Genomic DNA, 25,860 nt, shown 5'->3' with positions numbered 1-25,860 from the left:
CGGTTAGTTCTCCAATCAACTCAAAGCCATTACCCAGATCGTCATTCTAACAAAGATTAATAAAAATTTGGCATGTCCAAAAAAGCGATCGCACTCTACAAACATAGCGAAATCGCCCCTAATTTAAGACTTCAATTGTTGCTCGATTTGCCAGTTTTCTATTAAACACTAACTAGCAAAGTCAAATACTGGCGTTTCAATTACCCGTTTTGGTCGCTTATTTTCCCAGATAATTTCCTGCAAGCGTTCGACAGTTTCTGGTGCAAAAAAACGCTCTCCCGTTTCTACACAGACTCTAGCGGGGACATTTTCTATAATAAAAAAATTGCCATTGATTTCAAGGGTATAGGTAACTTCTTGTTCAATTAAGATTTCTTGTCTAGAATTAGTTGACATCTGGTGTTCTCCTTGATTTAAAATCAATCCATAAATTTGGATCGGGTTCATATAGGGTAATAATTTTGAGCAAAGGGCGAGAGGGATAGCTACAATGAATGTGTAAGGCTCTATTAATTAGAGTAAATCCCAACAGTAAACAGCTTGCACCATACTTATCAGCCGGATAATCTTCAATAATTTCGCTTTGTTCCATCGCCTCCCGTAATTCTTGAACACTGATCTGACGCAGGATACTTTGATTGACAGCGTGTTGAGAAAATTCAAATTGGTTTTGTCTAACTTTTTGACGAATTTCCTCAATCATTGCTGTCATAGCCGCCTTTGGTTTGAGCGTAAATATCCGTCGCTGTCATTTCGCCAAATAACTGATCTTTAATTTCTAAATAATTTAGAGGTTGGGATGCTGTTTCTCTTAGAAAGAAAGCCGCTTTAGCAATTCCCAATCTTTTTACGAGAGCTTTAACTCCCTCTTTTCTAATTTCCTCAATCTCAGGAATCGTTAAATCTGTTGGAACTTTCATAGTAATTTTTCGGCTCTCCCGTATTTGTGGTGATAAGAAAAGGTTATCTAAGGGAGGGTGTATGCCATACGCCCCTACAGAAAAGGAATTTGCCAGGCTGTACTAGGATTATAACACAAAAAGCGATCGCCCTCTACAAATATAGCGTGATCGCATCTAATTCGAGACTATAGCTTTATTCGCCATTCGCTTCGCTTTCTTATAAATACTCAATCCCGCCCTGCATTTTGTCAGGACTCAGCCTTTAGGTTAGCCTGTACTGTAGAAGCAAGAGTTTTGTTATCTCGCATTACTCTGATCAACAATCTTAAGGCTTCGTTAACCGCATCAGCAGTGGGAAACATTTCTGCGACATCAGGCTCCAAGCGCACAGTGACTCCACCAAAGCTTTTTCTTCCAGAGCCTAACTTTCTAACTCGGAGGTGCTTCAAGTCATACTCTGTCCGTAAATCATCTTCCATTTCTGGCTCATCCCTCTTCATAAGCTTCTCGTTCGTTTTGCGTCACTTCCCTTGCACTGATGAGTCGAATTACATCTCCTCTTTCAGTATAGGATACAATTAACAATCGCCCTCGATCTGACTCGCCAACAATCAGATATCGTTCCTCGCTCTCAGAATGCTCTGGATCATAGAAGTCAACATAGAGAGGATCATCAAAAACAGTTTTTGCTTCCTCAAAGGAAACTCCGTGCTTGGATAAATTCTTTACTGCCTTGTTTTTATTCCACTCAAACTGCATGAAAATATTGTATCAGCAATTTTTTGTTATCATCACAAGTACGGGAGAGCCAATTTTGCTTCATTCATCCACACTTCTAAGATTATAACAAAAAAAGCGATCACACTATATGATCAAGTGTGATCGCACTAACATTATTCTTCAGTCTTATATCTGCGAATGGCACTGTTCATCAGGTTAATCTGCTCTGCGTGAAATGAAGGAGGCATGGCACCATGAGTCGTGTAGTCTAATCCATCGTGCATGACATCTGTTGGCAATGCAGAGTGATCTAAACCTAATGTATGACCAATCTCATGAGCAATCGTGTTGGCAATTAAGTTAGATAGACTACTAATACTAAGATTGCCTCTACAAGAAGCATAAAAAACTTGATCGATTCTGATAATTGCATGACCAGTAACTTTACCTAATAAGAAGCTCGCTACTCCTAAATAATCTACTGGCTGACTGTCAGCAAATACATAAACATGAGTAAATTTATCTTGCCATTCCTGACTGTTAGGTGGTTCTGTAGTAAGAAAAACCTGAACACCTCTGAATGCACCATACAGTCTGGAAAAAGCTTCCATAAAAATTGCACTCATGGTTTCTTGATATTCGGGTAAGACTTCCATATTTGAAATATCTATCCAAATACAATGGCGACTTTTTTCTGAAAAATTTCGCAAGGGAAAACCGCAGTTAGGACAAAATTCCCATTCTGCTTGAAGGCGCAATCTACAAGATTGACACCTGAGTTTAATTGGTCTAGTGAGATCTATACGCTGAGATAGAGATTGTTTTAGCTTGCGGTTGTATTTAGTTAAGTCCAGTCGTTCAAATAAAGATGACATAGCTTTCCTTTACTAAGCATAAGAACCGACAATTTCTCCTAATCCGTTGACACTAACTCCATTTCCAATTGCAGCTAACTTCCACTCGTCGTTATGTTGGTATAACTCTGCCATAATCATTCCCGTAGCACCTTTGTATTCATTTCCTGATAGATTGTAGCGAGCAAGCTCTTTGTTGTTAGACATATCTACTAATCGTACAAATGCGTTTTTTACTTGGAAAAAGTCTTGTTTTCTGGCTATACAGTCATAAATATTGACTGTAAAAACCAGTTTGGTAATTCGTGATGGCACTAAGGAAAGATCAACAATGATTTGCTCATCATCTCCCTCTCCTGCTCCCGTCAAGTTATCTCCTAAGTGAGTGATTCCTCCCGATCGATGCTTGAGATTGCCAAAATAAACTATATCGTCCTTGTCTCCAACTTTTCCGTTACTGCCCAAGCAGATTACTGAAGCATCTAGGTCGTAGTTCGGTCTGTTGCTAAATGCGCCGAACAATCCACCCCCAGTTTGTTCTACTACATCCCATCCTAGTCCACAAATAATTTTTTTCAGACCAGGCGCCTCTTTTGTCAGGGAAATGCGTTGCCCTTTCTGTAAATTGATAGCCATAATTTGAACTTTCTTTAGCTATAACGATCTAGCAATGCTTGCAGCCCTCCTTGATAGCCAGAACCCACCGCGTTGAGTGACCATTGCCCATCTTTGCGATATAGTTCTGCCATGATTAGGGCGGTTTCAATGGAATAGTCTTCTACTAAGTCGTAGCGTACAGCCTCTTGTTTGTTCTGAGCATTAACGATACGTACAAAAGCGTTTTGTACTTGTCCAAAGTTCTGGCGACGTTGCTGCGCCTCGTGAATCGTTACTGTAATAACAATCTTCTTAACTTCTTCTGGTACTTTCTTGAGGTCAATTTTAATAACTTCATCATCCCCTTCCCCAAGTCCTGTTAAGTTATCCCCAGTATGTTGGACTGATTTGTTTGGATCAGGGCTGAAAAGATTGTTGTAGAAGATGAAGTGTTTATCTGAGATTAGCTTTTCATTAGCTCCCAACAAAAACACCGACGAATCTAGATCGAAGTCCGATCCAGTGTCAGTGGCTTTGACATCCCATCCCAATCCTACAAATACTTCTGATAATCCAGGAGCAACTTTTTCTAGCGATACTCGTTGTCCTTTTGTTAATGAAACTGCCATAAAATACTCTCCCGGGCAATCGCATATTGAATGAACTGTACAGTTAAGTCAGAGGTTTTTTTCATAATTTGTCAAGACCTTAGGGGTCACAAAACCAATCATAATAAAGTTCACTTTACCCCCCCCCACCGATTTTGTCAAGTGTAAACCAACACAAATTTACAAAAATTTATAATTATTGTTACCCTTGAGAGTAGGGTAGTAAAAAAATCTTTTAACGGGTTGGTCTTGGATTTTAGAATCTCTATGTCTGTCGGGAATTGAGAAATTTAGTATGTAGCTATACACGATTAATTACACAATCTAACTACTAATCTTGTTAGCGCGTAACAACTCTCGACGCACCTCATAATCAGCAATTTCTGGAAGAATAACCCTAATACCTGCTTTAATTAGCGTTTGTAGCCAACAATTACAAGCTAGACTTTCAGGCGCTCGCTTAGGATTAGTAATTAGGGTCTGCTGAAAAAGTTTTTCGGTGGGGGTTGGGGGTTGGGGTGTGGGGTGTTAGGGGTTGGGGGTTGGGGGTTGGGTGTTAGGGGTTGGGGGTTGGGGGTTGGGGGTTGGGGTGTAGGGTTTTACCACCTGAATTTTCCCCCTGATCACTCCCAGTCCGGTACTTTTTGATTGACAAAAAGTCTAAAAGTCTTACCCAACAAGGTTTTTATATTTATTCAGCAAACCCTAATTAAACCGATAATTCCCGTATCTAATAAAACTACTCTATTCACCAAGTTACTCCCTTTAATTCAGCCGGAAATAAAGGACGCTCAGATAAGCGATCTTGGTCAAGTGCTTCGATTAAATATTCACCTGTTTCTTGTTGTTCTTGTTCATCTTCTTCATCAATCCAAGACTGAAGTAAATTAACCAGTTTAGTCTGTTTTTCTTGTTCTAAAATAGTATCTTTAAGTAGCTTGAGGACGTAAGCTTCTAGAGAAAGACCTTTCTCCGTCGCTTTTTGGCTGAGATATTGTTCGATTTCTGATGTTAAATTAAGAGTTAGTGCCATGGGCTTGATACCAAATCCTGTTTAAAAGGTATAGGAGAGTGGGAAGTGGGAAGAGGGGAGGGGAGTGAGGGACGCGAATAAAAAAAATGGTATGATGCAGTTAAATCGTTCTTGTACAATAATACCAAAGCTCTTGTGAGTCGCTCATGGCTACTTATCGTCGGTCAGCATTAACGGTAAAGTTTTTTGCCCGCCACCAAGGATAATGATCTTACTATTGGGAGATTGCCCTAACTTTTCCGTTGCTTCAATGGTTTTCAGTTGAATGATTTTATCCGTTAAACCTTCCGATAAAATCTTCTGAGCATTGGCGGTTCCCCTCGCTTCAATTATTTTCCGTTCCGCTTCTTTTTTGGCTTTTTGGATTTCTAAATCAATTGTTTGGCTTTCCTGTTCCGTGGCTACTTTCGCTTGAATAGCGGCTTGAATATTATCGGGCAAAATAATATTGCGGAGTAAAGCTTCTTCGACAATAAAACCGAGGGGCTGGAGTTGAGTGGCCATACTTTCACCAAGATTTTGGGCAATAATAGCCCTTTTTTCTCCATAAATATCGGTTAGGGGATAATTCGCTGTAATCTGACGAATCAACGAGCGAAAACGGGAAGTAATAATTTCTTTTTGTTGCTCAGGACTGCCAATTTTTTGGAAAACCTCTCCTGCTTTAGTGGGATCAAGACGGTATTGTAAACTCACGTCCATTTTAAAACCTAGCCCTTCCTTAGAGGTGGTATCAACGGTTTCTTTGATGTCCTGTAAACGGGTGGAATAGGTAATGATATCGGTAAAGGGATTGATAAAATAAATGCCAGGGGATAGGGTTTTTTGACCCACTTGACCCAGGCTTTCCATCACACCCACTTCCCCCGCCGGAATGACCACCGCAAAACGGCCTATTATCTGAAATAAAAAGACAGCACTACTTAACAGTCCAATCAGCAGACTCAAGGGCCGAATGAGGGGATTGGCGTTTTCCTTGAACTTAACAGTAAAAAACAGGCTCCAACTGACCAGAGCGGCGATCGCCGAAAGTATCCAAGACATAATCAGACCTAAGAAATAACTACTGATCTGATGATAACGGTGCGCCTTTAAGAAACGTTTAAGAAATTGCCAGCCCGCTATGTCCTCTCTCTTTGATTAGTTTGCCAACTTCTGGTCTGTGGAGACTGTGGCCACTACGGGTCAATAGCGAAGATCGCATTCGCCAACTCATTGATCCCAAGACCTGGCAAGCCTTATAAGTAAGTGGTTATAATTAAATTGAAGAGCCGATTTTGTCTAATCTCTCAATAACAGATATTCACGAATCTCAAAAAAGTTATCCCAAGGAATATAGGGTTGATTTTCCGCTTGCAGATAATCGATTAAACGATCCCTAGCAAAAACTAGATCGGCCCTTCTAGCCATGGTAATATCGGTAACGGAATCACCGATCGCAATAGTTTCTACTCCTGAATATTTGGCCATAATCAAGGCTTTAGCCACTAATTCTGTCTCATTTTCCCAATCGGAGTGAACTTGCAGATATTCCCCCTGAGTATGAAGATTTACCCCATAAATTGCCGTCACCTTATCTAATAGTCCCTCGCGTTTTAAGACCGTTTCAATCATGCCTTGGATACCACCGGAGATAATAATAAAAGGGATGGCTCGCTCCTGTAAAAAAGCGAGGAATTCGGCTAATCCGGGGCGAATTGGCTTGCTTTCGGCATAGGCGAGAATATCGGCGTACTTTTGGCTCGGTATCGACTCTAACAGTTGACGGACACCCCGGCGCAGACTGAGAGTACGGGCGTACATTTGGGGCATAATCTGAGCCGATAAATCGGGGGCGAATTCTTTGAGCATACCCGCAAAGGTTTCCACGGCGGTGATAGTGCCATCAAAGTCACAGAAAACAATTTTACTCATGGGGTGACAAAATATCTGAAATTGGATATAATCGAAGGTTATGATTAATTTTACAGAGATTATCTGATTCTAGAGCTTCAACCCCATGAAATCCTATCTCGCCGCCGCTATTCAAATGACCAGTCAGCCGGATTTAGAGAAAAATCTCGCTGCCGCTGAAGAATTGATCGAACTTGCCGTGGGTAAAGGGGCGGAATTAATCGGTTTACCGGAAAATTTCGCCTTTATGGGGGCAGAAACCGATAAAATCGCCCAGTCCGAGACTATTGCCCTCAAAGCCGATAAATTCCTCCGCACCATGGCCCAACGGTTTCAAGTGACCATTTTAGGGGGTGGTTTTCCCGTGCCAGTGACGGGTATTGCCGATAAAGCTTATAATACGGCTATTTTAGTCGATGGCAACGGTGCGGAATTAGCCCGTTATCAAAAAGTCCATCTCTTTGATGTCAATGTCCCGGATGGTAACACCTATCAGGAATCGAGTACAGTCATGGCAGGGATCGATTTACCGCCAATTTATGGCTCCGATAGCTTGGGAAAAATTGGCCTCTCGATTTGCTATGATGTGCGTTTTCCCGAACTCTATCGCTATTTATCGCAGCAAGGAGCCGATGTTTTATTTGTACCCGCAGCCTTTACGGCTTTTACCGGCAAAGATCATTGGAAAGTTTTGTTACAAGCGCGAGCGATCGAGAATACTTGTTATATAATAGCCCCCGCTCAAACGGGCAATAATTACGAGCGCCGTTACACCCACGGTCACGCTATGATTATCGATCCTTGGGGTGTGGTTTTAGCTGACGCGGGGGAAGAAGCGGGAGTGGCAATTGCCGAAATTAATCCCCAACGTCTGCAACAAGTGCGACGACAAATGCCTTCCCTGCAGCATCGTGTTTTTGTTTAAAATTCGATCGAAAAATTAGTTCCCAGCGACGGGTATCAATAGGGAACAGAGCCTCACTTCTCTGTTCTCCAACCACCTATAATAACTTTTTAGCAAAATCGATCGCCTCCTGAAAAACTGTAACTTTGCCTTCAATTTGGGCAATTTGTACCTCGGTTAATAACTTACCAATAATCGGACTAGGTTTCAGGTGTAAATGGTTGATTAAATCATCGCCCCTTAATAAAGGTCGGGGATGGGCGATAATATTATCAGGATTAAGATAGGAAGTAAACAGAGAAGCGACGATATTTTTGTTAATCCCCATCGATAAAGCAAAAAGAGCAAAGACAGGAAATACTTTTCCCGTATTTAGATAAATAAAATACTGTTCCCGCAGACTTAAATTGTCTGCCTCCTTGAGGGGGGGTAAAGACTTAATTACCGTGATTACCGTGCGAATTTCCCCACGGGAATACTTGAGATTGATTAGTTCTTTTTCCGCTTCTGCTAAAATATCCGATACCAATAGGGCCAATTTTGTCAACTGCAACTGAGAAGGGGAAAAGATAAATTTTTCTGGTAACAAAGATTCTAAAAATCCCGCTGCCGCTTCCACCCCCATAACTCGTCCCATTTTTGCGGGGGTAATCCGACGCAACCAGAGAGATAATAAGCCATCTTCCCAGGCACTTTTTAGCCATTTATTGCCACGGGAATTGAGCAAAAGGTAGTTTAGCTCGGATTGTACCCTTTCGGCGGCTACAAGGCGCAATAAAGGGGCAAGAGAACGAATAGTTACACGGGTATGGGGTTCGATCTCAAAGTCTAATTGAGCCGCTTGTCGATAGGCCCTTAATAATCTTAGGGGATCATCTTGGAGATTTTCCCGGGAAATCATCCGCAGAGATTGGCAGCCTAAATCTTTTAATCCCCCTAAAGGATCGAAAATTTCTTGGGTTTGGAGATTATAAGCGAGAGCATTAACGGTGAAATCCCGTCTTTTTAGGTCTATTTCTAGAGATTCTCCCTCCTGTTGTGCGAAATCAAGCGTACCCTGCGGAAAAACGACGCGAGCAATTTGACGAACGGCATCTAAAACCACAAAACCGGCTTTATACTGATGGGCAATAGTTTGAGCAATTTCGATCGCTTTTTCGGGAACCACAAAATCTAGGTCAATATAGTCTTTCTGACGGTTTAATAAAGCGTCTCGCACAGCACCACCGACTAAATAAGCATTTTCTGGCAATTCTTCCTGATTAATCGCAAAAACTTCTTTAACTAAACTATTTAGGTTTTTTTGACAAGACATCGACAAGAGCAGTTTACAAAAATATAATTTTGACCGGCCCCATTTGGGGAGAGACTGAGCTAGATTAACGGAAAAGACTTATAGAGTTAAACTTATGTGTATTTGTATTAACTGCTATTTTGTTGATCGCTGTCTCACCTATCATGCTGTAGAAACACAACATCAGGAACGTCATCTCACCGAGACACCGGACTTTGAAGCGAAGAACCCTTCTATTAACGTTAACATTCGCACCAAGGAAGATTATATCGAAATGGAGTGGGATGTGGTGGGTTGTGACAGCTTTTTACGGGAAACTGGTAAATGGTCTAGTTTGCGTCCGGGTGAACCAATTCCCACCTAAAATACCGGAACCTCCCCCATACATATCTACTACAAGAGCCAAAAACCCTTATCCAGCAATAGATAGACCCGTTAACTTTTCTTGCTGTACCCGTGGAATGGTGGTCATGTATATAGAAAAAGTTCCTAACCGTTGTGTCTGGAGTGGTTTTTATCAATGAGCATTGCTTAAAAGCAAACAATTCATAACTTAAGTAGGTAGGCGTTAAAAGTTATCAGATCCCCCCGCCTATCGGCACCCCCCTTATCAAGGGGGGCAGGGGGGATCGAACCTAAAATCTATTTTTAATTTAATTATAACCAGCTACTTAAGAGCGAGGTATTTATGGGTAAAGAAGAAGAACTACTTGAACAATGGCGAGAACTGACACCGGAAAAGCAACAAAAAGTTTTACAATTTGTTCAAATACTTAAGTCTAAGTCAGAAACAACAGCACCACAATCTAATTTTATTCCCCAAACACCATTAAGCAAAAAGTTATGGGAAATCCGACATCGGGCAATCGCAGCTGGATTGCAACTGCTCAATGAAGACGAGATAGAACAAGAAATTGCTGCACGTCGAGGGGGATGCAGTGAGTCATGAAATTGCTGGCACTTACGGTTTAGCGGCGATGGATGCACTTCATGTTGCTGCTGCGCTACAAATTCAAGCTGATGAACTAATCACCACCGAAAAGCAAACCAAACCAATGCACCTAGTCAGGGAAATTCAGATTGTTTCAATCTAGTGTGACCGCTGAAGGGGTGACAACGAGTTGCTTGTCATACTAAATCCAGTTATTAAAAACTGATTATGTATTCCCCCTTTTGCATGAGTGCATGAGTAGAAAACGGGTTTCTCGGAGAAACCCGTTTTCTGTGCGTTACTCAGTCTCAACTTAGTTGGGGTTTAACAACCTTTCTAGATTTTGTTCACAGTTCTCTTTATGTGAGAGAATATTTAATTGTTTAGAAAGATGTAAGGCTTTTTGCCAGTGATTAATAGCTGATTTAAGATCATGGGTTTTTTCTTCAAATTCAGCCAAAACAATTAAAGTCTCTAGCTCTATATATCGTTCTCCAATATCGAGGGCAATATCTAAAGCTTGCTTAAGATATTGATAGGCTAGATCATCCTTTCGAGTGATACTATAAATTTCTCCTAGTCCAGCGCAAGCATGGGCAACACCTGCTACATCTGAAATAGCTAAAGCTCTTTTCTTTTGTTGTTTAAAGTATTTTTCAGACTCCTCAAAATTTGCTTGTTGCCCATAAATTGAGGCTAAATTTCCCAAGGACAAAATAATTCCTGCTTCATCGGTTATTTGATCAGATAAATTAAGACTTCTTTGAGTATAATATATAGCTTGATTCAAATCATTGATTCGCCGGTATGCTTCTCCTAAATTTCGTAAAGCCATTGCTTGATAAATAAGGTTTTTTATTTTTTCTGCCCATTTTAAGTATTTGTCTAAGCAAGCAATAGTCTGGTCAATTTTTCCCTGATAACCATAACAATTACCCAGATTTAAATAAGCAACATTAATAATCTCAAATTTTTCGTCACAATCGGGAAGAATATCGGCTAGATTTAAAACTTCATTCAGTCCTATTTCAGCGTTTAAATATTCACCTTTTATTCCATCAATTGTGGCTATATTTACTTTTCCTCTTGCCTTCCAAAGAGTATTGTTTAATCGCTCGGCTAAAGATAACATTTTATCCGCATAATTTTTTGCTTGGTCTAATTGTCCTAATTCTCGATACATATAACCGAGTTCACTTAAACAGAGAAAATCAGTTTCAGCGTCAAAATTTCCTAATAATCCCTTACACAGTTTTATGGCATTTTCGTAGTGCCCCCAGATGCGTAATTGCTTGTGCAAGGGGAAAGAAGTTGGATCATGAATTTCTAAAGGTAAAGAAAACAAAGATTTAGCCTCTTTGTACCAACCTAATTGACATAGACAGAGAAATGCTTCCACATAACGACTTGCCCGTTCTTGAATAGAGAGCTTCTGTCCCATTTTATCATTAATATGGCGTTCATAACCAATTAAATGCCAGATAAATGCGCCAAAATGTGCTTTTTCAAAATGACTTCCTGTCGCCGCTAAAATTTCCCCTTTTTGTTTAACTTGAGCGAGTTCTCCAAAAACAGTAAAATCAATACTTTTGAAATGTTCTTTAACTCTTAATTGAGGAGATTTAAAATCATTCATGATTTGGGTTTCCTTCTTTTCTTTGGGTAGATACTAGCTTCTTGAAAGCAACATTGCGAATTAAACTATGCTGTTTGATATGTGGTTCATATCCCGGTTGTTTTTGAGTTTCTACTAAATAACGGTTAAACAAGGTAAAAAGAGCTAGGTCTAAATCTTGTTCCTCGTATTCTGAAAAGAATTGAAGATTTTGAAACCACGCATTTTTAAGTTCAAAAGATGAATAGGTGGAGCCATATATAAGCAATAAATAAGCAGTTTCAAAAGTGTTTTCAAGTCGCTCTATTGTTCTTTTGATTTCCTCCTCTAACAGTTGTTTTCGTAAGTTTTTGGTCATTAAGTTAACTTTGTAATAATCATCAGCATCGGCTTTTTGAGCTTCATCAATCATTTCTCTTAATCGTCGAAATCGGGATTTATTTTCCTCATAATAAGTGCCGATATCTCCATTCAGTCTTTCAATAATATCACCGGAAATTAAGCGGAGAGCAAGAGGGTGTCCTTCATAAAGTTTTCCGATCTCTTTGAGGTAAGCAAGGTTACGTCCATGAAGAATTAATTCGACTTCTGCTTGTTGAAATAAACGGTCAAATAACTGTAAACTTTCCTGATCTTCTAATCCCATTAATGGCTGAATATGCCAATATTGATCTTGACTAAAAGTTTCAAAATCTTCAGGCTTATCCTGCGAAGTTATCACAATTCGAGTCTGACAATCTTCGGCTTCTAATATCTTTTGAAAAAACCCTCGCCAGAGGGGGTCCTTAAAGCGATTACTGCCATCTTGTTTTTCTCCTTGTAAAAGATTTTCCATTGAATCAAACCAAATCAATCGACGATTATTGCTCAGATGATTAACCAGTTGAGTTAATAATTGTTCTGGGTTTTTTGCTTGTCTTGCCGTAACAGGTTCATCGCCACGATTGAGTAAATCAATAGCTGTGCTGATAAAGTTTTGTGCTTCTGATTGCGACTGTTGATGCTCCGGTTGATTAAACCCATCAAAATCAATAGGCAGTTCAGGAGGAAAACCTTCTTGACACAAAGCTAAGGCCAATTTGTAGGTGAGGGCAGTTTTCCCAATACCTGTTATTCCTGTAATCACCACAATGCGACAATCGCCTCTTAGTTTTTCAAGTAAATCACTTTGAAGAGACTCTCGCCCCACCCAAATAGGCTCGATGTTTTGAGTCAGTTTTTGCAAAAGATTATCTAGGTCGGCGACTTTTGAAGGGTCAATATTCAAAGCTCGACAAAAGGCGAAAAAACCTTCCGATTGAATGTTTTTACCCCTCAAAAAATGATCGAAAGTCTCTGGTGAGCAGGAATTGGCATAGGAAAATCGGTAATCCAGATCTTCTACCCAGTCTATACGAGGTTGACAAAATTGACTAGCTTCCTTACATAAATGCTCTCTAGTCCAGCCTTCTTTTTGTTTTTGCGCCCATCGGGTTTTGACTTGCTCAAGTCCCGCTACGGAGAGTTTTAACTTCATTGCTCTCTATTCAATCTACATAAGTTTATTTCTCTATTATTGATCACTTATCCCCCGGAATTCTCATTTTTTGAAAAACTTTCTCTCAATCTGACTAAGTACATATCAGCTATTTGCTCAATTATAGGTATAGGAAGCCATTCAAGCTTTCTAATTCTTTCTAATTCCAGCTTCTTTAACTTTTTGCGCCCAAAAATCATCGTTTTGCTTGCTTCTCCCTAGAAAATCTAAGGATTTCTATGGCTTTACTCCCAATGAAGAGAACCTCATTGCTCGTTGTCCTCTTCCTAAGGGTAGCAAAATGGCTATTTCTCAAATAATCAACGAAACCAATGGTAAACAGTTTACCTCATTATCATCTACATCGGTGCGGCTACTGTCGTCGGATGGAGTCGATGTCAATCACTTATTTATTGGTCAAATACGCGAGCGTCACTATGAGCAACTTTCTTGTTGGCTTGATTTAAAACCAAACGAGGAAAAGGATTCAACGGCACAAACCTTTGAAACGCTAAAGACCACAAATTACACACAAAAAGATCCTCTATTCACTTTAAGGACTGTCCGAAGAATGTTACAGGATAACGGCTTTCTCTTTGTCTATGATATATCCCAAACCCCTAATATTGAGCAATCTGTGAAGAGCCTGTTTTTTTGTGCTGGATTTATTGTGTTAAGTAACATTGGCAACTGCTGGATTCTTCGCAAAAGAGCCTTACTTTGTTTTGATGTGCCAAAGGTCAAAGGTTATCTGGTCAAGGAAGCGGAAACACCGGCAGAAATAGAATCTTATTTCTTATTTCTCAAGAATCGCTATCCTGATTCGCAAAATTATTGCAGAGAAATCGACGATTTATTTACTCACCAATCGGTTATTTTTCTAGCCTATCCTGAACAAAATCCCTCTCAGGTAATCGGTGTTGCACGTTATACCTATGCTCTGGCTGAATATGGCTACTATTTGCCTTGTCAACTGGCCACATTTTGTGAAGGAAAACACACAGGAAAGCATTTGATGTTACCCAAAAATGTAACAAGCGTCGGCGAAAGTCTCTCTCTATATGATAAACAGGGAACTGGCAAAATAGGAACAAGTTATCTTGTTTATCAGCAATTGATTCGAGCTATCTTGACTTACAAACATGATATTGCTCACACTGAAATCTCATACACGACTTATCTAAAAGGGGACGAAACGATTGAAGCACTGTATAAAGAACGTTTTGGATTTAAGCACACTCTACACGATAATGAAAAAGTTTGCTTAAAATATGGAACATTTGCTGGTCAATGGTATCTCATTGAACTGGAGCAGTCGATGATTAAGCATCAGTACCACAACGCGGACCAAATTTTTCATAAACACAAGGAAGCGTTTGCAGTGTGAAGTCTAGCTTAATAGGTTTCCGATAAATACTAGATTTTGGGAACTTAAGGTAAATTATCCTGAAAATTGGCTATATCCTTAAGTGTCCCGAAGTCGAGCTAGAGTCTTAGCGATGCAATGCCTTATCGCACAAAGACTTACAGCTTTTCAAAAAAAATTTGCATCGGGGAAAGTCCCAAGTTTATAACATAGGAAGTATACACAAGGCTGATCACACGAAATTCAAGAGAGTCCCAGAAATTAAAGCGTAAAGGGCAAAAGCTAAAATCAAAACCGATATGCAAACACACGATGCCAACAAATTCAGTATTCTAGTAGGAAACCTTTTCAGAGCAAGGTTTCCCTATTTGTATATCCCAACTTGGGAAGAAGAAAGGGTGATTAATATCCTTCGCTCGGTTGCTACTGAGGCCAGCAAAATTCGCACAACTCGGAATTGTTTTGTGTGGAAGTTGACAACAGGGATGACACCGGATAATAAACAATCCAGTCAAGCTGAAACCAATACACAGAGCAAACTATTAGAACCAATTAAAGCCCTTGAGTTCATAGATAACTATGCCGAGCCTGCTATCTTTATTCTAGTAGATTTCCATGTGTACTTTGGTGAACGAGGTAAAACACCCGATTACCAGATTATCCGCAAACTACGCGATCTTTCTGCTAGATTAAGACGCAGTAGTAAGCCCAAAAATGTTGTTTTTATTGCTCCTACAGTTGTTTTGCCCAATGAATTACAGAAAGAGGTCACAATTGTTGACTTTGAGTTGCCATCTTTTGAGGAAATTAAGGCTGTTTTAGAGGAGATGATTACAGCAAATCGGCAAAGTGGCAAAATTATTATTGAGCTTAACGACGAGGAAACTGAACGTTTAGCAAAAGCAGCATTGGGTTTGACTTTACAGGAAGCGGAAAATGCTTTTGCTCGTGCAATGGTCGAAGGTGGAAGACTCGACATTTCAGACATTGAGATTATACTTGAAGAAAAACAGCAAATTATCAGAAAAACAGGCATTTTAGAATTTATTAAAAGTACCATCAATCTAGAGGATGTAGGAGGACTCGAAAATTTAAAACGCTGGCTTAGTAAGCGTAACAAATCTTGGCAGGAATCAGCACAGCTTTATCATATTCCTCCACCAAAAGGCGTATTGATTACAGGTGTTCCGGGCTGTGGAAAAAGTTTAATTGTTAAAGCGATTAGTGCTATGTGGCAATTGCCATTACTGCGCCTAGATATGGGTAAAGTTTTCAGTGGTTTAGTTGGCAGCAGTGAAGAGAATATGCGTCAAGCTATCAAAACTGCTGAGGCAATCGCTCCTTGTATTCTCTGGATTGATGAGATAGAAAAGGGATTCAGTAGTGTTTCTGGTTCTGGCGGAGATGGTGGCACTTCTACTCGTGTTTTTGGTACTTTTCTGACTTGGATGCAAGAGAAAACAAAACCAGTTTTTGTAGCAGCAACCGCCAATAATATACACAGTTTGCCACCTGAACTACTTAGAAAAGGTCGTTTTGACGAAATTTTCTTTGTCGATTTGCCCACTTTACATGAAAGAAAGGAGATTTTTCGTGTTCATCTAAACAAACGTTTACAAGAGCCTGAAGTGTGTGGCAATCTACAGCTAAACGATGATTTTCTAGTGAGTTTAGCTCAGATAACTGAAGGCTTTGTCGGTGCGGAAGTTGAACAAGCGGTAATCTCAGCCCTATTTGAAGCATTTGCTGAGAATCGTAGTATCAAATCTGATGATTTTTCCCTAGCCATAAAAAACACTGTACCACTTTCAGTCACACAAGCTGAACAAATTCATGCTATCCGAGAATGGGCAAACGTGAGGGCTGTAGCCGCAACCAGCAACCAAGACAGATCAGGTTACGACCAAAAAGTCGAAAAAGCTGATGTTGACGTTCGGGTGTCACGGGGCGGCAGAACTATTGATTTCTAAAGGAGAAATAATTTTATGTCTATCAGTCTTTTATTACTTCCAGTTGCTTTAGCTTTAACTGCAATAGTAGGCATAGACAAATTAGAAGAATGGGCAGCTTCTTCACAAAATAAAGTTCCTACTAATTTCATAAATAGTAACGAACTAGAATTTTGTGTTAGAGGGGCTGGTTACGATGCAGAAAAGTGGGGAAATAGTTATAAAACCCATTTACAAGGAGAACAAGATTTCTTTTTCTGGAATTTGATAGACGGTCAATGGGTTGCTGTCTTTAGAAAATCTACTCCAGATGATGTACTCAATCGCTTTATTAAGGCTGTAGAACGGCGTGCTGGTCGTAAAGTTTTTGGCACTACTAACGATCTAACCAGTCCATTAGTTAAATTGGCTAAACCAGTTGAATCAATCAAAACTGAGGTATTTCCTACCAGTTTTCGAGATGAAAATCTGTTGCGTAAAACCTTGATAAAATTTGGTATGGTTCCCAAAAAAACGGAAAAAGGCGAGTTAATTTGTAATATTGGTCCAGCGTCTTTAAGATTTTTCCCTTCCGATGATGGTTCGTTTTTTGTTGAAGTTAACGCCAGAGAACTGAAGTTAATCTACAACAGCCTATCTACTATTGATGAAGATTACAAGCATCAAATCCAAAAGGAAACGCTTGAATCCCTAAAACAAAGAGCTAAAGAGCGGAATCTTGTTATTGAAAGTGAAGAAATGCAAGAAGACAACTCTATTCTTTTGACATTAACTATCAATAATTAAGGGGTGGTAAAAAATGAAAAATCAAGAATTAATTTATTTCAACGCATCTGGACTTAGAGTGACAGAGCAAAAGATTTACGCAGAAAATAGTACCTACAAGAATTATGTAGAAAACCGTGAATATAGTATTGATGAAGTTCTAAACGCAAAAATGGAAAGCCCTAAAAGCAATTCTGGTCATCCCCTTGTATGGGGACTTCATATTGTTATTGTTGGCATAATGACATTTGACCTGTATAAAATTTATCATCAAACTAATATATTTATATTTATTTTGACACTTATTTGTATTTTTATTGTTTGGTTTTTTAATTGCTGTGTTGCCTCGGCAGTCAAACCTAAAAATACCCTGATAACAAGTATCGTTTTTGGGATTTGTGTCTTTTTAGGTTTCGGGATAGTGCCACGCATATTCTTTTATTTAGCTGTACTTATAAGCAGTTTTGTTCTAATAGGAATAACAACTGACCCTACAAAACCCAACCAAATAGTGATTATCGGTACAACTTCTGGCAATTACACGGTGGGAGGATTCAAAAATATTAACGAAGCAAAACTAGCTGTTCAATCAATCGAAAAGGCAATTGGGCAAGCCCAAAATTACAAAAATCTTCAAGAAAATAGTTATAGTTTGAGAGTATCTGGTGAAACTTATGGTCCGTATGATTTAGATACAGTTCGACATCTGATCGGCACTCGTCAAATAAATCCTAATGGATGTCTATGTTGGAAGCCTGGAATGATAGAATGGGTTTCAATAACAGAAATTCCACAGCTAAGAGAATTAATTCCACCTCCAGATACAGATATTCCATCTCCTAGACAAATTAATAAACAAGAACCCATAGAGACGATCTCTAAAAAACAAAACTTGTCCCAACAGGAAGACCCCGTTGATTTAACACCTATTGACTTGAACAATGCACCCCTAGCAGATTTACTTCTATTACCGTATATAACAATAGCTCAAGCTGAGAAGTTAGTCAGGGAACGTGAAATTCGTTTAGGGTTTGGCAGTTTTGATGAAGTTGCAGAATTTTTACAGCTACAACCTCATATAGTAACAAAGTTAAAAGCAAAAGCTGTTATTCTTGCTTACCAATCTGAAAATATTTCAGACGCTCAAGATCAACGTCTAATTGATTTTTAATTAATAATTCAAGGAGGATCAATATGTCTAAAAAAATACAACTTCGGATTTTTCCTGATGGTCGAGTACAGGCAGAGGTTCAAGGCATCAAGGGGAAAGCCTGTACTGACTACATTGAAATTTTAGAAGAGGTTCTCAATGCCGAGGTATATGAGTCATCCTATACTCCTGAGTATTATGAGAATCAAGAAGTTTGGTTGAGTCAACAAATAGACGAAACCGTAAATGATAGAAGTTAAAAGCTTCTAGTTTGTTCATAAATTGCTAACTCTATTAACATAATCTTGGCTTTTTCTATGGAATTACGAATCAATAAGTTTTTGCCTCATACGCGGGCTGAAGGACCCGGAGAACGTGCTTGTATTTGGGTTCAAGGTTGCCCCATTCGCTGTTCTGGCTGTGCTGTTCCTTGGACGTGGGAAGATAACAGTGGCGAAATCGTTGACACAGAAAGTCTTTTTGAGCGTATTATAAGCGGTCCAACTATAGAAGGAGTAACCTTTGTCGGTGGCGAACCTTTTGCCCAAGCTGCGGCTCTAGCTCATCTTGGCCAATTGTTACAAAAAGCAGGCTTATCAGTTGTTACTTTTACGGGGTATATTTATGAGAATCTTAGCACCAGTTCTCGGCAAGATTGGCATGATTTACTGTCAGTAACCGATTTATTGATTGATGGGCCATATCGTCAAGATTTAAGTGATATAAATCGTCCTTGGGTTGGTTCTTCCAATCAAAGATATCACTTTCTTTCACCGCGATACCTAAACCTAAAAAATACTCTAACTAACATTGCCAACCGTTTAGAAATTCGGATTTATCAAGATGGTCAGATATTTCTTAATGGCATGGCTAGTAGTGAGCAGATAGAGAGTTTAATTAACGACTCTAGATTTTACATATCGTCAGCTACAATACCTAATGACCGATAAATTTTATCGTTCTCTTTCCACTAAAAACTTTACCAAGAGGTGAATTTATGCCTAACGAATTTAGTCCAAGCGATGTTTTGTTACAGGAAAAAATTGCTCAACTTGAAAAAAGAGCGGCTGAACATGAGCAAAAAAATGAACCTGAAAAAGCTAAAGAATTTAGGGATAAAGCTAATGAACTGAGAAGTCTTCTTAAGCAAATACAAGACAAACAAAGACAAAAAGCTGATGAAGAAAGACAAAAAGCCGCCAATAAAATTTCAATAGAAAAACAACATAATGTGGCAAAAGACATCTATAAAGCATCGAAAGCATCGATTGATGGTACTAAGGAGAGACTTCAAATAGAAAAAGATCATAATCATAAAATAGAAACAAAAAAATTTGCTGATGTGTCAAAAGAAGCAATAAAAAGTGTTTTAGAAGCAAGACAAGAAGCTGCTCGTCAAAAAACAACAACTCTTGAAGAACAACAGATGATACAACTAACCAGCACTCAAAGAACTCAAGGATAGAGGAAAAATCATGTCTCAAGATCAATTTAACTTAGTGTTTAAAATGTTTGAAATATCTATAGCGGTAGCAGGTAAAATACTGCTAATGTTTTTCAACATTGTTCGTCGCTATCCCTTTCATTTCTTAACAGGTTTGCTATTTGTTCTCGCTGCTAAATATCTTGTCCCTCAATTAACCGTTGATTATCTTGCTCTGATTTTTGGGGTTGGGTTTATAGCAGCAATGATCTTTCAAGTAAAAAGCTTTGCTCTTCCTTCTAAAAGTTCAGATAGAAAAAAAATTGGTGGTGGACAAGCTACAGCACGCTGGTCAAATGAAAAAGATCTGGAAGCCTTAAATCTATTTGATTCTCAAGGTCTTGTGCTAGGAAAAATTACGAAAAAGAAAGGAATGATCTCACGAAAAACACAATCAGATTCACTACTACTTAGATTTAATCAAGATTGGAGTGGCTTTGAAGGCAATTTAATAACTGTTGCTCCCCCTGGTGCGGGTAAAGGTGTTGGAGTCGTTATTCCTAATCTTTTAACCTATCCCGGCTCAGTTATTGTTACAGATCCTAAAGGAGAAAACTATGCAGTGACAGCATTTGCACGCCAACGTATGGGACAAAATGTACTTTGTTTAGATCCTTTTGGAATTTGTGACAAAAAAGATCAGGCTCAATTGAATCCTTTAGATCTTTTAGATCCTGACGAAGATGACTTAATAGATGATGCGAGAACTTTAGCAGATTCTTTGATTTTAAGACCCAAAAGTGAGCAGGGTAATGACAAATATTTTAATGATGAAGCAGTTACTCTTTTAACGGGATTTATTCTCTATGTCGTTTGTGAATCCCCTGAAGAATCAAGACATTTAGGAGAGGTAAGAAAACTACTCACTTCTCCTCCTGATGAATTAGCTTTTCATCTTAACATGATGGAAAGCTCTTCTTATGCTCATGGAATAATTGCCAGAACCGCATCTGGTTTCAAACAATTAGCAGAAAACACCGCTTCTAGTGTCCTTTCCACTGTTAAAAGCAACACCGGATTTCTTGATTCTCCGAGAGTTATCAAGTCTTTATCTCGGAGTAGTTTTGATATTCGAGATCTAAAAAGAACAGGTAATGTTTCTATTTATTTAGTTTTACCTACTGATAAATTATCATCCTATTCTCGCTTACTCCGATTATGGATAAGTACGGCTATTCGAGCCATTTTAAGTGTTCAAGGTAAACCGAGACATCGAGTTTTATTCTTACTAGATGAAATGGCACAATTAGGTCGTATGGATTCTCTCAGAGATGCTGTTTCAATTGTCAGAGGTTATGGCGCAACTATTTGGACAATTTTACAAGATTTATCTCAAATAAAAGCACTTTATCCCAATGATGAATGGCAACCATTTATTTCTAGTAGTAAGGTGCAGCAGTATTTTGGGGTCGCCGACTTAGAGACGGCTAAATATGTCTCAGAAAAGCTCGGCAAAACAACAATTGAAGTGATATCGACTAACGAGGGTCAAAATCAAAATCATGGTCAACCTGGTGGCAATAGCACAAGTTCTGGAACTACAAGAAACCAACAAGTTAGAGACCTTCTACATCCTGATGAAATCATGAGAATGAATCGCAATGAACAAATAATTTTTATTCAAGGTCACGATCCAATTATGGCAAAAAAGATAGAATATTTCAGAGAACCTTACTTTCAAGAAATGTCCTGTGACAATCCTCAACACGAATCAGTTTAGTAAAAATGTTAAACTACTTAAAACTCCAAACTATTTTTTCAGAGAGAGCCTTTTTAGCAATTGTCGCCGAAACCTATGAAAGCTCTAAAACAGAAACAGGTGGAATTTTCTTAGGAATAAAAACAGTTAATATATGGTACATTCTCGAAACATTAGATTCAGGCATACATCCTATTTTTCAACCCGGTTATTTTGAATATGATACTGAGTATATTAATCATTTATCTAAGAAAATAGGAAGATATTATCAGGAGCCTATAGAACTTCTTGGACTTTGGCATAGACATCCTAGTAGTTTTGATTGTTTTTCAAAAACTGATGATATAACGAATAAAAAATATGCTTCTCAAAATTCTGATGGAGCTATTTCTGCCTTAGTTAATCTTGATCCTGATTTCCGATTAACGATGTACCATGTTTTAATTGAATCCGATTCTTTATCACGCCCTCAATATACTAAAATTCCTATAGAAGTAGGCGACCATCTCATCCCAGAAAAATTTTTAACCCTCAAATCCTTTCCAGATTCCTTAGAAACTATTAATCAACATTGAAAATAGAGCTATAATGAGAAAAATTATCTTCATAGATTATGCCAAGACTAAATACAAGTGATACAGTTAAAGAACAACTTTCTCTTTTGTTAAGAAGATTATTAACGTATGTGAACGGTGAATTAGTAGATCAAGCTTATTGGTCAGATAAAATAATCTATAACTGGTTGAAATATGATAAACCTCACCCAAAACTAATTGTCAAAACAGAATTAAAAGTTTTGGTAGATTTTTGCAACGCTGGTACTAAAAAAACATCAGTTATTTCCCTCACTACAATTCAGATGAGAAATGTTCTTGATGTTTTAAAAGATTGGGGAATACTTACAGATAATCGCACAAATGCTCAAGGATCACGACAAAGGCACTTCACCCTCAACCTTTGGAGTCCATTTACAGAAGAAAATTTGTGGAAGTTTGAGGAAGAATGGGATAAGCGTAAATCTCCTGGTCTTCAAAACTCATCAATTAAAACAGAAATAAATTATGATAATTTCGGATTGATTCCTGATATTTCTCAGATTTATGGCAGAGAGAAAGAACTGGTATTATTAAAACAAAAGTTTTTTCAAAATAGTCCCCCGTGTAAAATTATCGGAATTTTAGGAATAGCAGGAATCGGAAAAACATCTCTTGTCTGTAAACTGATTGAGCAAATTCAAGAGGAATTTCACCATGTTATCTATTGGTCTTTTTTGAATCCTCCTTTATCCCTAGAATTTCTTGAAAATACAGGCAATATTATTTCCCAAAATATCAGTTTCAAGACAGAAGATAAATTTAAAATAAAACTGGTAAAATTGATCAAGATACTAGCCAAATATCGTTGTTTATTATTTTTAGATAATATTGATGCCATTATTGAGCATGAAAACTATGGAGAATATAGGGAAATTTTACAAGCAATTGGTCAGTCAAAGCACAACAGCTGTTTAATTATAACCAGTCGAAAAATTCCTCAAGAACTTGAATCGTTAGCAGGAAATAACACTTCAACCTATTTCCTGGAGTTACAGGGACTTGACTATCAAACTGGAAAGCAAATTTTTGGAGATATTGACACCTTTCATGGTACAGAGGATGAATGGCAATTTTTAATTCAACAAGTCTGTCATGGCAATCCTTTATTTATCAAATCTATCGCTCTTCATATTCAACAGGTTAATCATAATAACCTCTCGGATTTTTTAGAAAAAGGTAATCTTCTTATAGAAGATTTTGAGTTTATTTTTAATTCTTACTTTCAGCAACTATCTGATTTAGAAAAAGCGATTCTTTTTGAGTTAGCGATTAATCGAAATCCAGTTTCTTTGTCAGAACTAAAACACAATATTATCATTGAACCTGACGGTAAAAATATTCAAGAAGGAATTAGAACATTATCTACCAAAATTCTCTTAGATAAAGAAGATGACTACTTTACACTACATCCTTTATTGATTGAATATTTCACTCAAAAAATTATTCCCATAGCAACAGAAGAAATCAAAACTCAAAATTTCCAATTATTAAGAAGTAACTCCTTGACTAAAACTACTGTTCCAGATTATGTAAGAAAGATTCAAATTAATGTTATTTTACACCCAATAATTAAGAACTTAATCCATAATTTTCAAGAAAATAATGTGGAAAGCCAACTAATTGAGTGTTTAAAGACATTAAAACATGAACCTTCTGGACAAATTGGTTGCATTGCTGGCAATATTATTAACTTACTTAATATACTGAAAAAAGGTAATTTAAGAGACTACGATTTTTCCCATATCCCTATTCGACAAGTCGATTTCTCAAACATTAGACTAAACCAAGTAGATTTTTCATATTCACAGTTCTCTGATTGTATTTTTCCTCAAACCTGTGGCAGTATTTTATCAATTTCTTGTAGTCAGTTTGATCGCTATCTTCAAAGAGAATATCTTTTAGCAACTGGTGACAGTCATGGGATGATTTACCTCTGGAAAGTCAAACAAGACGGAAAATTAGAATTAAACAAAAGTTTTCCTGCTCACGGAAGCTGGGTGTGGTCAGTAGCATTAAATTCCGAGGGACAGTTACTAGCAAGTGGGGGACAAGACGGAATTGTAAAAATTTGGTCTATTATAACAGATATATCTATAAATTGTCACTCTTGCCCCGATCCTTCTCAAAAACATCATGCTCCTATTAGATCAGTTACTTTTAGTGCTGATAGTAAGTTTTTAGCGACAGGAAGTGAGGACAAAACCATCAAAATATGGTCAGTTGAAACCGGAGAATGTCTCCACACCCTTGAAGGACATCAAGAACGAGTAGGTGGTGTTACTTTTAGTCCAAATGGTCAACTTTTAGCCAGTGGGAGTGCTGATAAAACCATCAAAATATGGTCAGTTGACACAGGAGAATGTCTCCATACTCTTACAGGACACCAAGATTGGGTTTGGCAAGTTGCCTTTAGTTCCGATGGTCAACTTCTAGCCAGTGGTAGTGGGGATAAAACCATTAAAATATGGTCTATTATAGAAGGAAAATATCAAAATATTGATACTTTAGAAGGACATGAAAGCTGGATTTGGTCAATTGCTTTTAATCCAAATGGTCAATATATAGCCAGTGGGAGTGAAGATTTTACCCTGCGATTATGGTCAGTTAAAACCAGAAAATGTCTTCAGTGTTTTAGGGGATATGGCAATCGGTTATCATCAATTACTTTCAGTCCCGATAGTCAATATATCTTGAGTGGTTCTATAGATCGTTCGATCCGATTATGGTCTATCAAAAACCATAAATGTCTTCAACAGATTAATGGTCATACTGACTGGATCTGTTCAGTAGCTTTTAGTCCCGATGGAAAAACATTGATAAGTGGAAGTGGAGATCAAACGATTAGATTATGGTCAGGGGAAAGTGGCGAGGTGATTAAAATTTTACAAGAAAAAGATTATTGGGTTTTATTATATCAAATTGCGGTTAGTCCGAATGGTCAATTGATTGCTAGTACCAGTCACGATAACACCATTAAACTTTGGGATATCAAAACAGATGAAAAGTACACTTTTTCCCCAGAACATCAAAAGCGAGTGTGGGCGATCGCTTTTAGTCCCAATAGTCAAATATTGGTGAGTGGTAGTGGAGATAATTCTGTTAAGCTTTGGTCAGTTCCGAGAGGATTTTGTCTGAAAACTTTTGAGGAACATCAGGCCTGGGTATTATCAGTCGCTTTTAGTCCTGACGGAAGATTAATAGCAACTGGTAGTGAAGATCGAACTATTAAACTCTGGTCTATTGAAGATGATATGACTCAATCTTTGCGGACTTTTACAGGTCATCAAGGAAGAATCTGGTCTGTTGTCTTTAGCTCTGACAGTCAACTATTAGCCAGCTCAAGTGATGATCAAACGGTCAAACTTTGGCAAGTCAAAGATGGTAGATTAATTAATAGTTTTGAAGGTCATAAGTCTTGGGTATGGTCAGTGGCCTTTAGTCCCGACGGGAAGTTACTAGCAAGTGGGGGGGATGACGCAACAATCCGAATTTGGGATGTTGAAACAGGTCAACTTCATCAACTCCTGTGTGGACATACTAAAAGTGTCAGGTCAGTCTGTTTTAGTCCCAACGGTAACACATTGGCCAGCGCAAGTGAAGACGAGACGATTAAACTTTGGAACCTGAAAACAGGAGAATGTCAGAATACTTTACGCTCTCCCAGACTTTATGAACAAACAAATATTACAGGAGTAGAAGGGTTGAATTATGAAACGAGCAACACAATGAAAATTTTAGGAGCTTTTCTGTCACGTTGAAAAGAAGATAAGTAGGGTTTGCTGAAAGAAGCTACAACCTTTATTGGAAAAGGCTTTTAGCTAGATTGAGAGTCGCTTAGGTGCCCCTGAATCTGCTAAAATTACTCAAAACCCTTGCATCTTCTCTCCTTAGTACCAATGTATCGCAAGAGTGAGCAACTGCCAACCTCACCAGAAAACTTCGAGTTTCCCTCGGAGGGGAAATTATCCCCAGACAATCGTTGGGT

At 38.4% G+C, this 25,860-nt stretch carries 28 protein-coding genes; 14 read left to right on the top strand and 14 right to left on the bottom strand.

The features are described 5' to 3' along the window. Positions 1-168 precede the first annotated feature (168 nt). From IM479_RS00640 to IM479_RS00590, 11 genes are all read right to left on the bottom strand, one after another. Positions 169-447, bottom strand: coding sequence for a YgiT-type zinc finger protein (locus tag IM479_RS00640; protein WP_002767595.1), 279 nt, complete (start codon positions 445-447; stop codon positions 169-171). Further along, positions 386-703, bottom strand: a complete 318-nt coding sequence (locus IM479_RS00635) for a DUF4258 domain-containing protein (protein WP_002779213.1) — start codon at positions 701-703, stop codon at positions 386-388. The genes IM479_RS00640 and IM479_RS00635 overlap by 62 nt, the downstream gene beginning before the upstream one ends. Next, complete coding sequence (locus tag IM479_RS00630) at positions 696-920, bottom strand: hypothetical protein (RefSeq protein ID WP_287685385.1); 225 nt, start codon at positions 918-920, stop codon at positions 696-698. Before IM479_RS00630 ends, IM479_RS00635 begins: the two co-directional genes overlap by 8 nt. A gap of 230 nt (positions 921-1,150) precedes the next feature. Next, on the bottom strand, positions 1,151-1,402 hold the full coding sequence (locus IM479_RS00625; protein WP_002793757.1) for a hypothetical protein: 252 nt from the start codon (positions 1,400-1,402) through the stop codon (positions 1,151-1,153). Next, positions 1,389-1,661, bottom strand: coding sequence for a BrnT family toxin (locus IM479_RS00620; RefSeq protein ID WP_287685384.1), 273 nt, complete (start codon positions 1,659-1,661; stop codon positions 1,389-1,391). The genes IM479_RS00625 and IM479_RS00620 overlap by 14 nt, the downstream gene beginning before the upstream one ends. A gap of 134 nt (positions 1,662-1,795) precedes the next feature. Next, positions 1,796-2,497, bottom strand: a complete 702-nt coding sequence (locus tag IM479_RS00615; protein ID WP_002793759.1) for a matrixin family metalloprotease — start codon at positions 2,495-2,497, stop codon at positions 1,796-1,798. A gap of 12 nt (positions 2,498-2,509) precedes the next feature. Then, positions 2,510-3,112, bottom strand: coding sequence for a TerD family protein (locus IM479_RS00610; protein WP_002760097.1), 603 nt, complete (start codon positions 3,110-3,112; stop codon positions 2,510-2,512). Between the two features lie 14 nt (positions 3,113-3,126). Further along, positions 3,127-3,702, bottom strand: a complete 576-nt coding sequence (locus IM479_RS00605; protein WP_002760098.1) for a TerD family protein — start codon at positions 3,700-3,702, stop codon at positions 3,127-3,129. Between the two features lie 727 nt (positions 3,703-4,429). Then, a complete protein-coding gene (locus IM479_RS00600; protein WP_287685382.1) occupies positions 4,430-4,714 on the bottom strand; it encodes a hypothetical protein in 285 nt (94 codons plus the stop codon). A 150-nt stretch (positions 4,715-4,864) separates the two neighbouring features. Then, a complete protein-coding gene (locus IM479_RS00595) occupies positions 4,865-5,758 on the bottom strand; it encodes a prohibitin family protein (protein ID WP_287685381.1) in 894 nt (297 codons plus the stop codon). A gap of 237 nt (positions 5,759-5,995) precedes the next feature. After that, positions 5,996-6,628 (bottom strand): HAD-IB family phosphatase, encoded by a 633-nt coding sequence (locus IM479_RS00590; RefSeq protein ID WP_103113433.1) that lies wholly within the window; start codon positions 6,626-6,628, stop codon positions 5,996-5,998. 85 nt (positions 6,629-6,713) lie between these two features. Between IM479_RS00590 and IM479_RS00585 the strand changes: the two genes are divergently transcribed. After that, positions 6,714-7,532 carry a carbon-nitrogen hydrolase family protein gene (locus IM479_RS00585; protein ID WP_287685380.1) on the top strand — a complete coding sequence of 273 codons (819 nt, stop codon included), beginning with the start codon at positions 6,714-6,716 and terminating at the stop codon, positions 7,530-7,532. A gap of 76 nt (positions 7,533-7,608) precedes the next feature. Here the strand turns inward: IM479_RS00585 and IM479_RS00580 are convergent, their stop codons facing one another. Next, complete coding sequence (locus IM479_RS00580; protein WP_287685379.1) at positions 7,609-8,826, bottom strand: tRNA nucleotidyltransferase/poly(A) polymerase-related protein; 1,218 nt, start codon at positions 8,824-8,826, stop codon at positions 7,609-7,611. A 94-nt stretch (positions 8,827-8,920) separates the two neighbouring features. Between IM479_RS00580 and IM479_RS00575 the strand changes: the two genes are divergently transcribed. The 3 genes from IM479_RS00575 (at position 8,921) to IM479_RS00565 (ending at position 9,899) form a co-directional block, all read left to right on the top strand. Continuing rightward, positions 8,921-9,169, top strand: a complete 249-nt coding sequence (locus IM479_RS00575) for a Ycf34 family protein (protein WP_002745598.1) — start codon at positions 8,921-8,923, stop codon at positions 9,167-9,169. Positions 9,170-9,493: 324 nt separating this feature from the next. Then, positions 9,494-9,754 (top strand): hypothetical protein, encoded by a 261-nt coding sequence (locus IM479_RS00570; RefSeq protein WP_287078080.1) that lies wholly within the window; start codon positions 9,494-9,496, stop codon positions 9,752-9,754. Continuing rightward, a complete protein-coding gene (locus tag IM479_RS00565) occupies positions 9,720-9,899 on the top strand; it encodes a hypothetical protein (protein WP_353737564.1) in 180 nt (59 codons plus the stop codon). The genes IM479_RS00570 and IM479_RS00565 overlap by 35 nt, the downstream gene beginning before the upstream one ends. 150 nt (positions 9,900-10,049) lie before the next feature. Here the strand turns inward: IM479_RS00565 and IM479_RS00560 are convergent, their stop codons facing one another. Both IM479_RS00560 and IM479_RS00555 read right to left on the bottom strand, forming a co-directional pair. Then, a complete protein-coding gene (locus IM479_RS00560; protein ID WP_287685377.1) occupies positions 10,050-11,372 on the bottom strand; it encodes a tetratricopeptide repeat protein in 1,323 nt (440 codons plus the stop codon). After that, a complete protein-coding gene (locus IM479_RS00555) occupies positions 11,365-12,867 on the bottom strand; it encodes an ATP-binding protein (protein ID WP_287685376.1) in 1,503 nt (500 codons plus the stop codon). The genes IM479_RS00560 and IM479_RS00555 overlap by 8 nt, the downstream gene beginning before the upstream one ends. A gap of 301 nt (positions 12,868-13,168) precedes the next feature. Here IM479_RS00555 and IM479_RS00550 point away from each other — a divergent pair, with 301 nt between their 5' ends. The 10 genes from IM479_RS00550 (at position 13,169) to IM479_RS00505 (ending at position 25,633) form a co-directional block, all read left to right on the top strand. Next, complete coding sequence (locus tag IM479_RS00550; RefSeq protein WP_287685375.1) at positions 13,169-14,254, top strand: hypothetical protein; 1,086 nt, start codon at positions 13,169-13,171, stop codon at positions 14,252-14,254. Between the two features lie 278 nt (positions 14,255-14,532). Then, positions 14,533-16,203, top strand: coding sequence for a Ycf46 family AAA ATPase (locus IM479_RS00545; protein WP_502856221.1), 1,671 nt, complete (start codon positions 14,533-14,535; stop codon positions 16,201-16,203). A gap of 15 nt (positions 16,204-16,218) precedes the next feature. Further along, positions 16,219-16,968: a hypothetical protein gene (locus IM479_RS00540; RefSeq protein WP_287685373.1), complete on the top strand. Its 750-nt coding sequence runs from the start codon at positions 16,219-16,221 to the stop codon at positions 16,966-16,968. Between the two features lie 13 nt (positions 16,969-16,981). Next, entirely contained in the window at positions 16,982-18,118 is a 1,137-nt protein-coding gene (locus tag IM479_RS00535) for a DUF4339 domain-containing protein (RefSeq protein WP_287685372.1), read from the top strand. Between the two features lie 23 nt (positions 18,119-18,141). Beyond that, a complete protein-coding gene (locus IM479_RS00530) occupies positions 18,142-18,357 on the top strand; it encodes a DUF2997 domain-containing protein (RefSeq protein WP_287685371.1) in 216 nt (71 codons plus the stop codon). 57 nt (positions 18,358-18,414) lie between these two features. Further along, positions 18,415-19,047, top strand: coding sequence for a 4Fe-4S single cluster domain-containing protein (locus IM479_RS00525; protein WP_287685370.1), 633 nt, complete (start codon positions 18,415-18,417; stop codon positions 19,045-19,047). Positions 19,048-19,094: 47 nt separating this feature from the next. Continuing rightward, positions 19,095-19,562, top strand: a complete 468-nt coding sequence (locus IM479_RS00520) for a hypothetical protein (protein WP_287685369.1) — start codon at positions 19,095-19,097, stop codon at positions 19,560-19,562. A gap of 10 nt (positions 19,563-19,572) precedes the next feature. Further along, complete coding sequence (locus IM479_RS00515) at positions 19,573-21,300, top strand: type IV secretory system conjugative DNA transfer family protein (protein ID WP_287685368.1); 1,728 nt, start codon at positions 19,573-19,575, stop codon at positions 21,298-21,300. 5 nt (positions 21,301-21,305) lie between these two features. Beyond that, positions 21,306-21,854, top strand: coding sequence for a Mov34/MPN/PAD-1 family protein (locus IM479_RS00510; RefSeq protein WP_287685367.1), 549 nt, complete (start codon positions 21,306-21,308; stop codon positions 21,852-21,854). Positions 21,855-21,892: 38 nt separating this feature from the next. Beyond that, complete coding sequence (locus IM479_RS00505; RefSeq protein ID WP_287685366.1) at positions 21,893-25,633, top strand: WD40 domain-containing protein; 3,741 nt, start codon at positions 21,893-21,895, stop codon at positions 25,631-25,633. Positions 25,634-25,860: the final 227 nt, after the last annotated feature.

This window comes from Microcystis sp. M165S2 (assembly GCF_020245885.1).
GTDB lineage: Bacteria > Cyanobacteriota > Cyanobacteriia > Cyanobacteriales > Microcystaceae > Microcystis.
The sequence above is the reverse complement of the archived record's forward strand: the minus strand, read 5'-3'. Positions and strand labels throughout refer to the sequence as shown.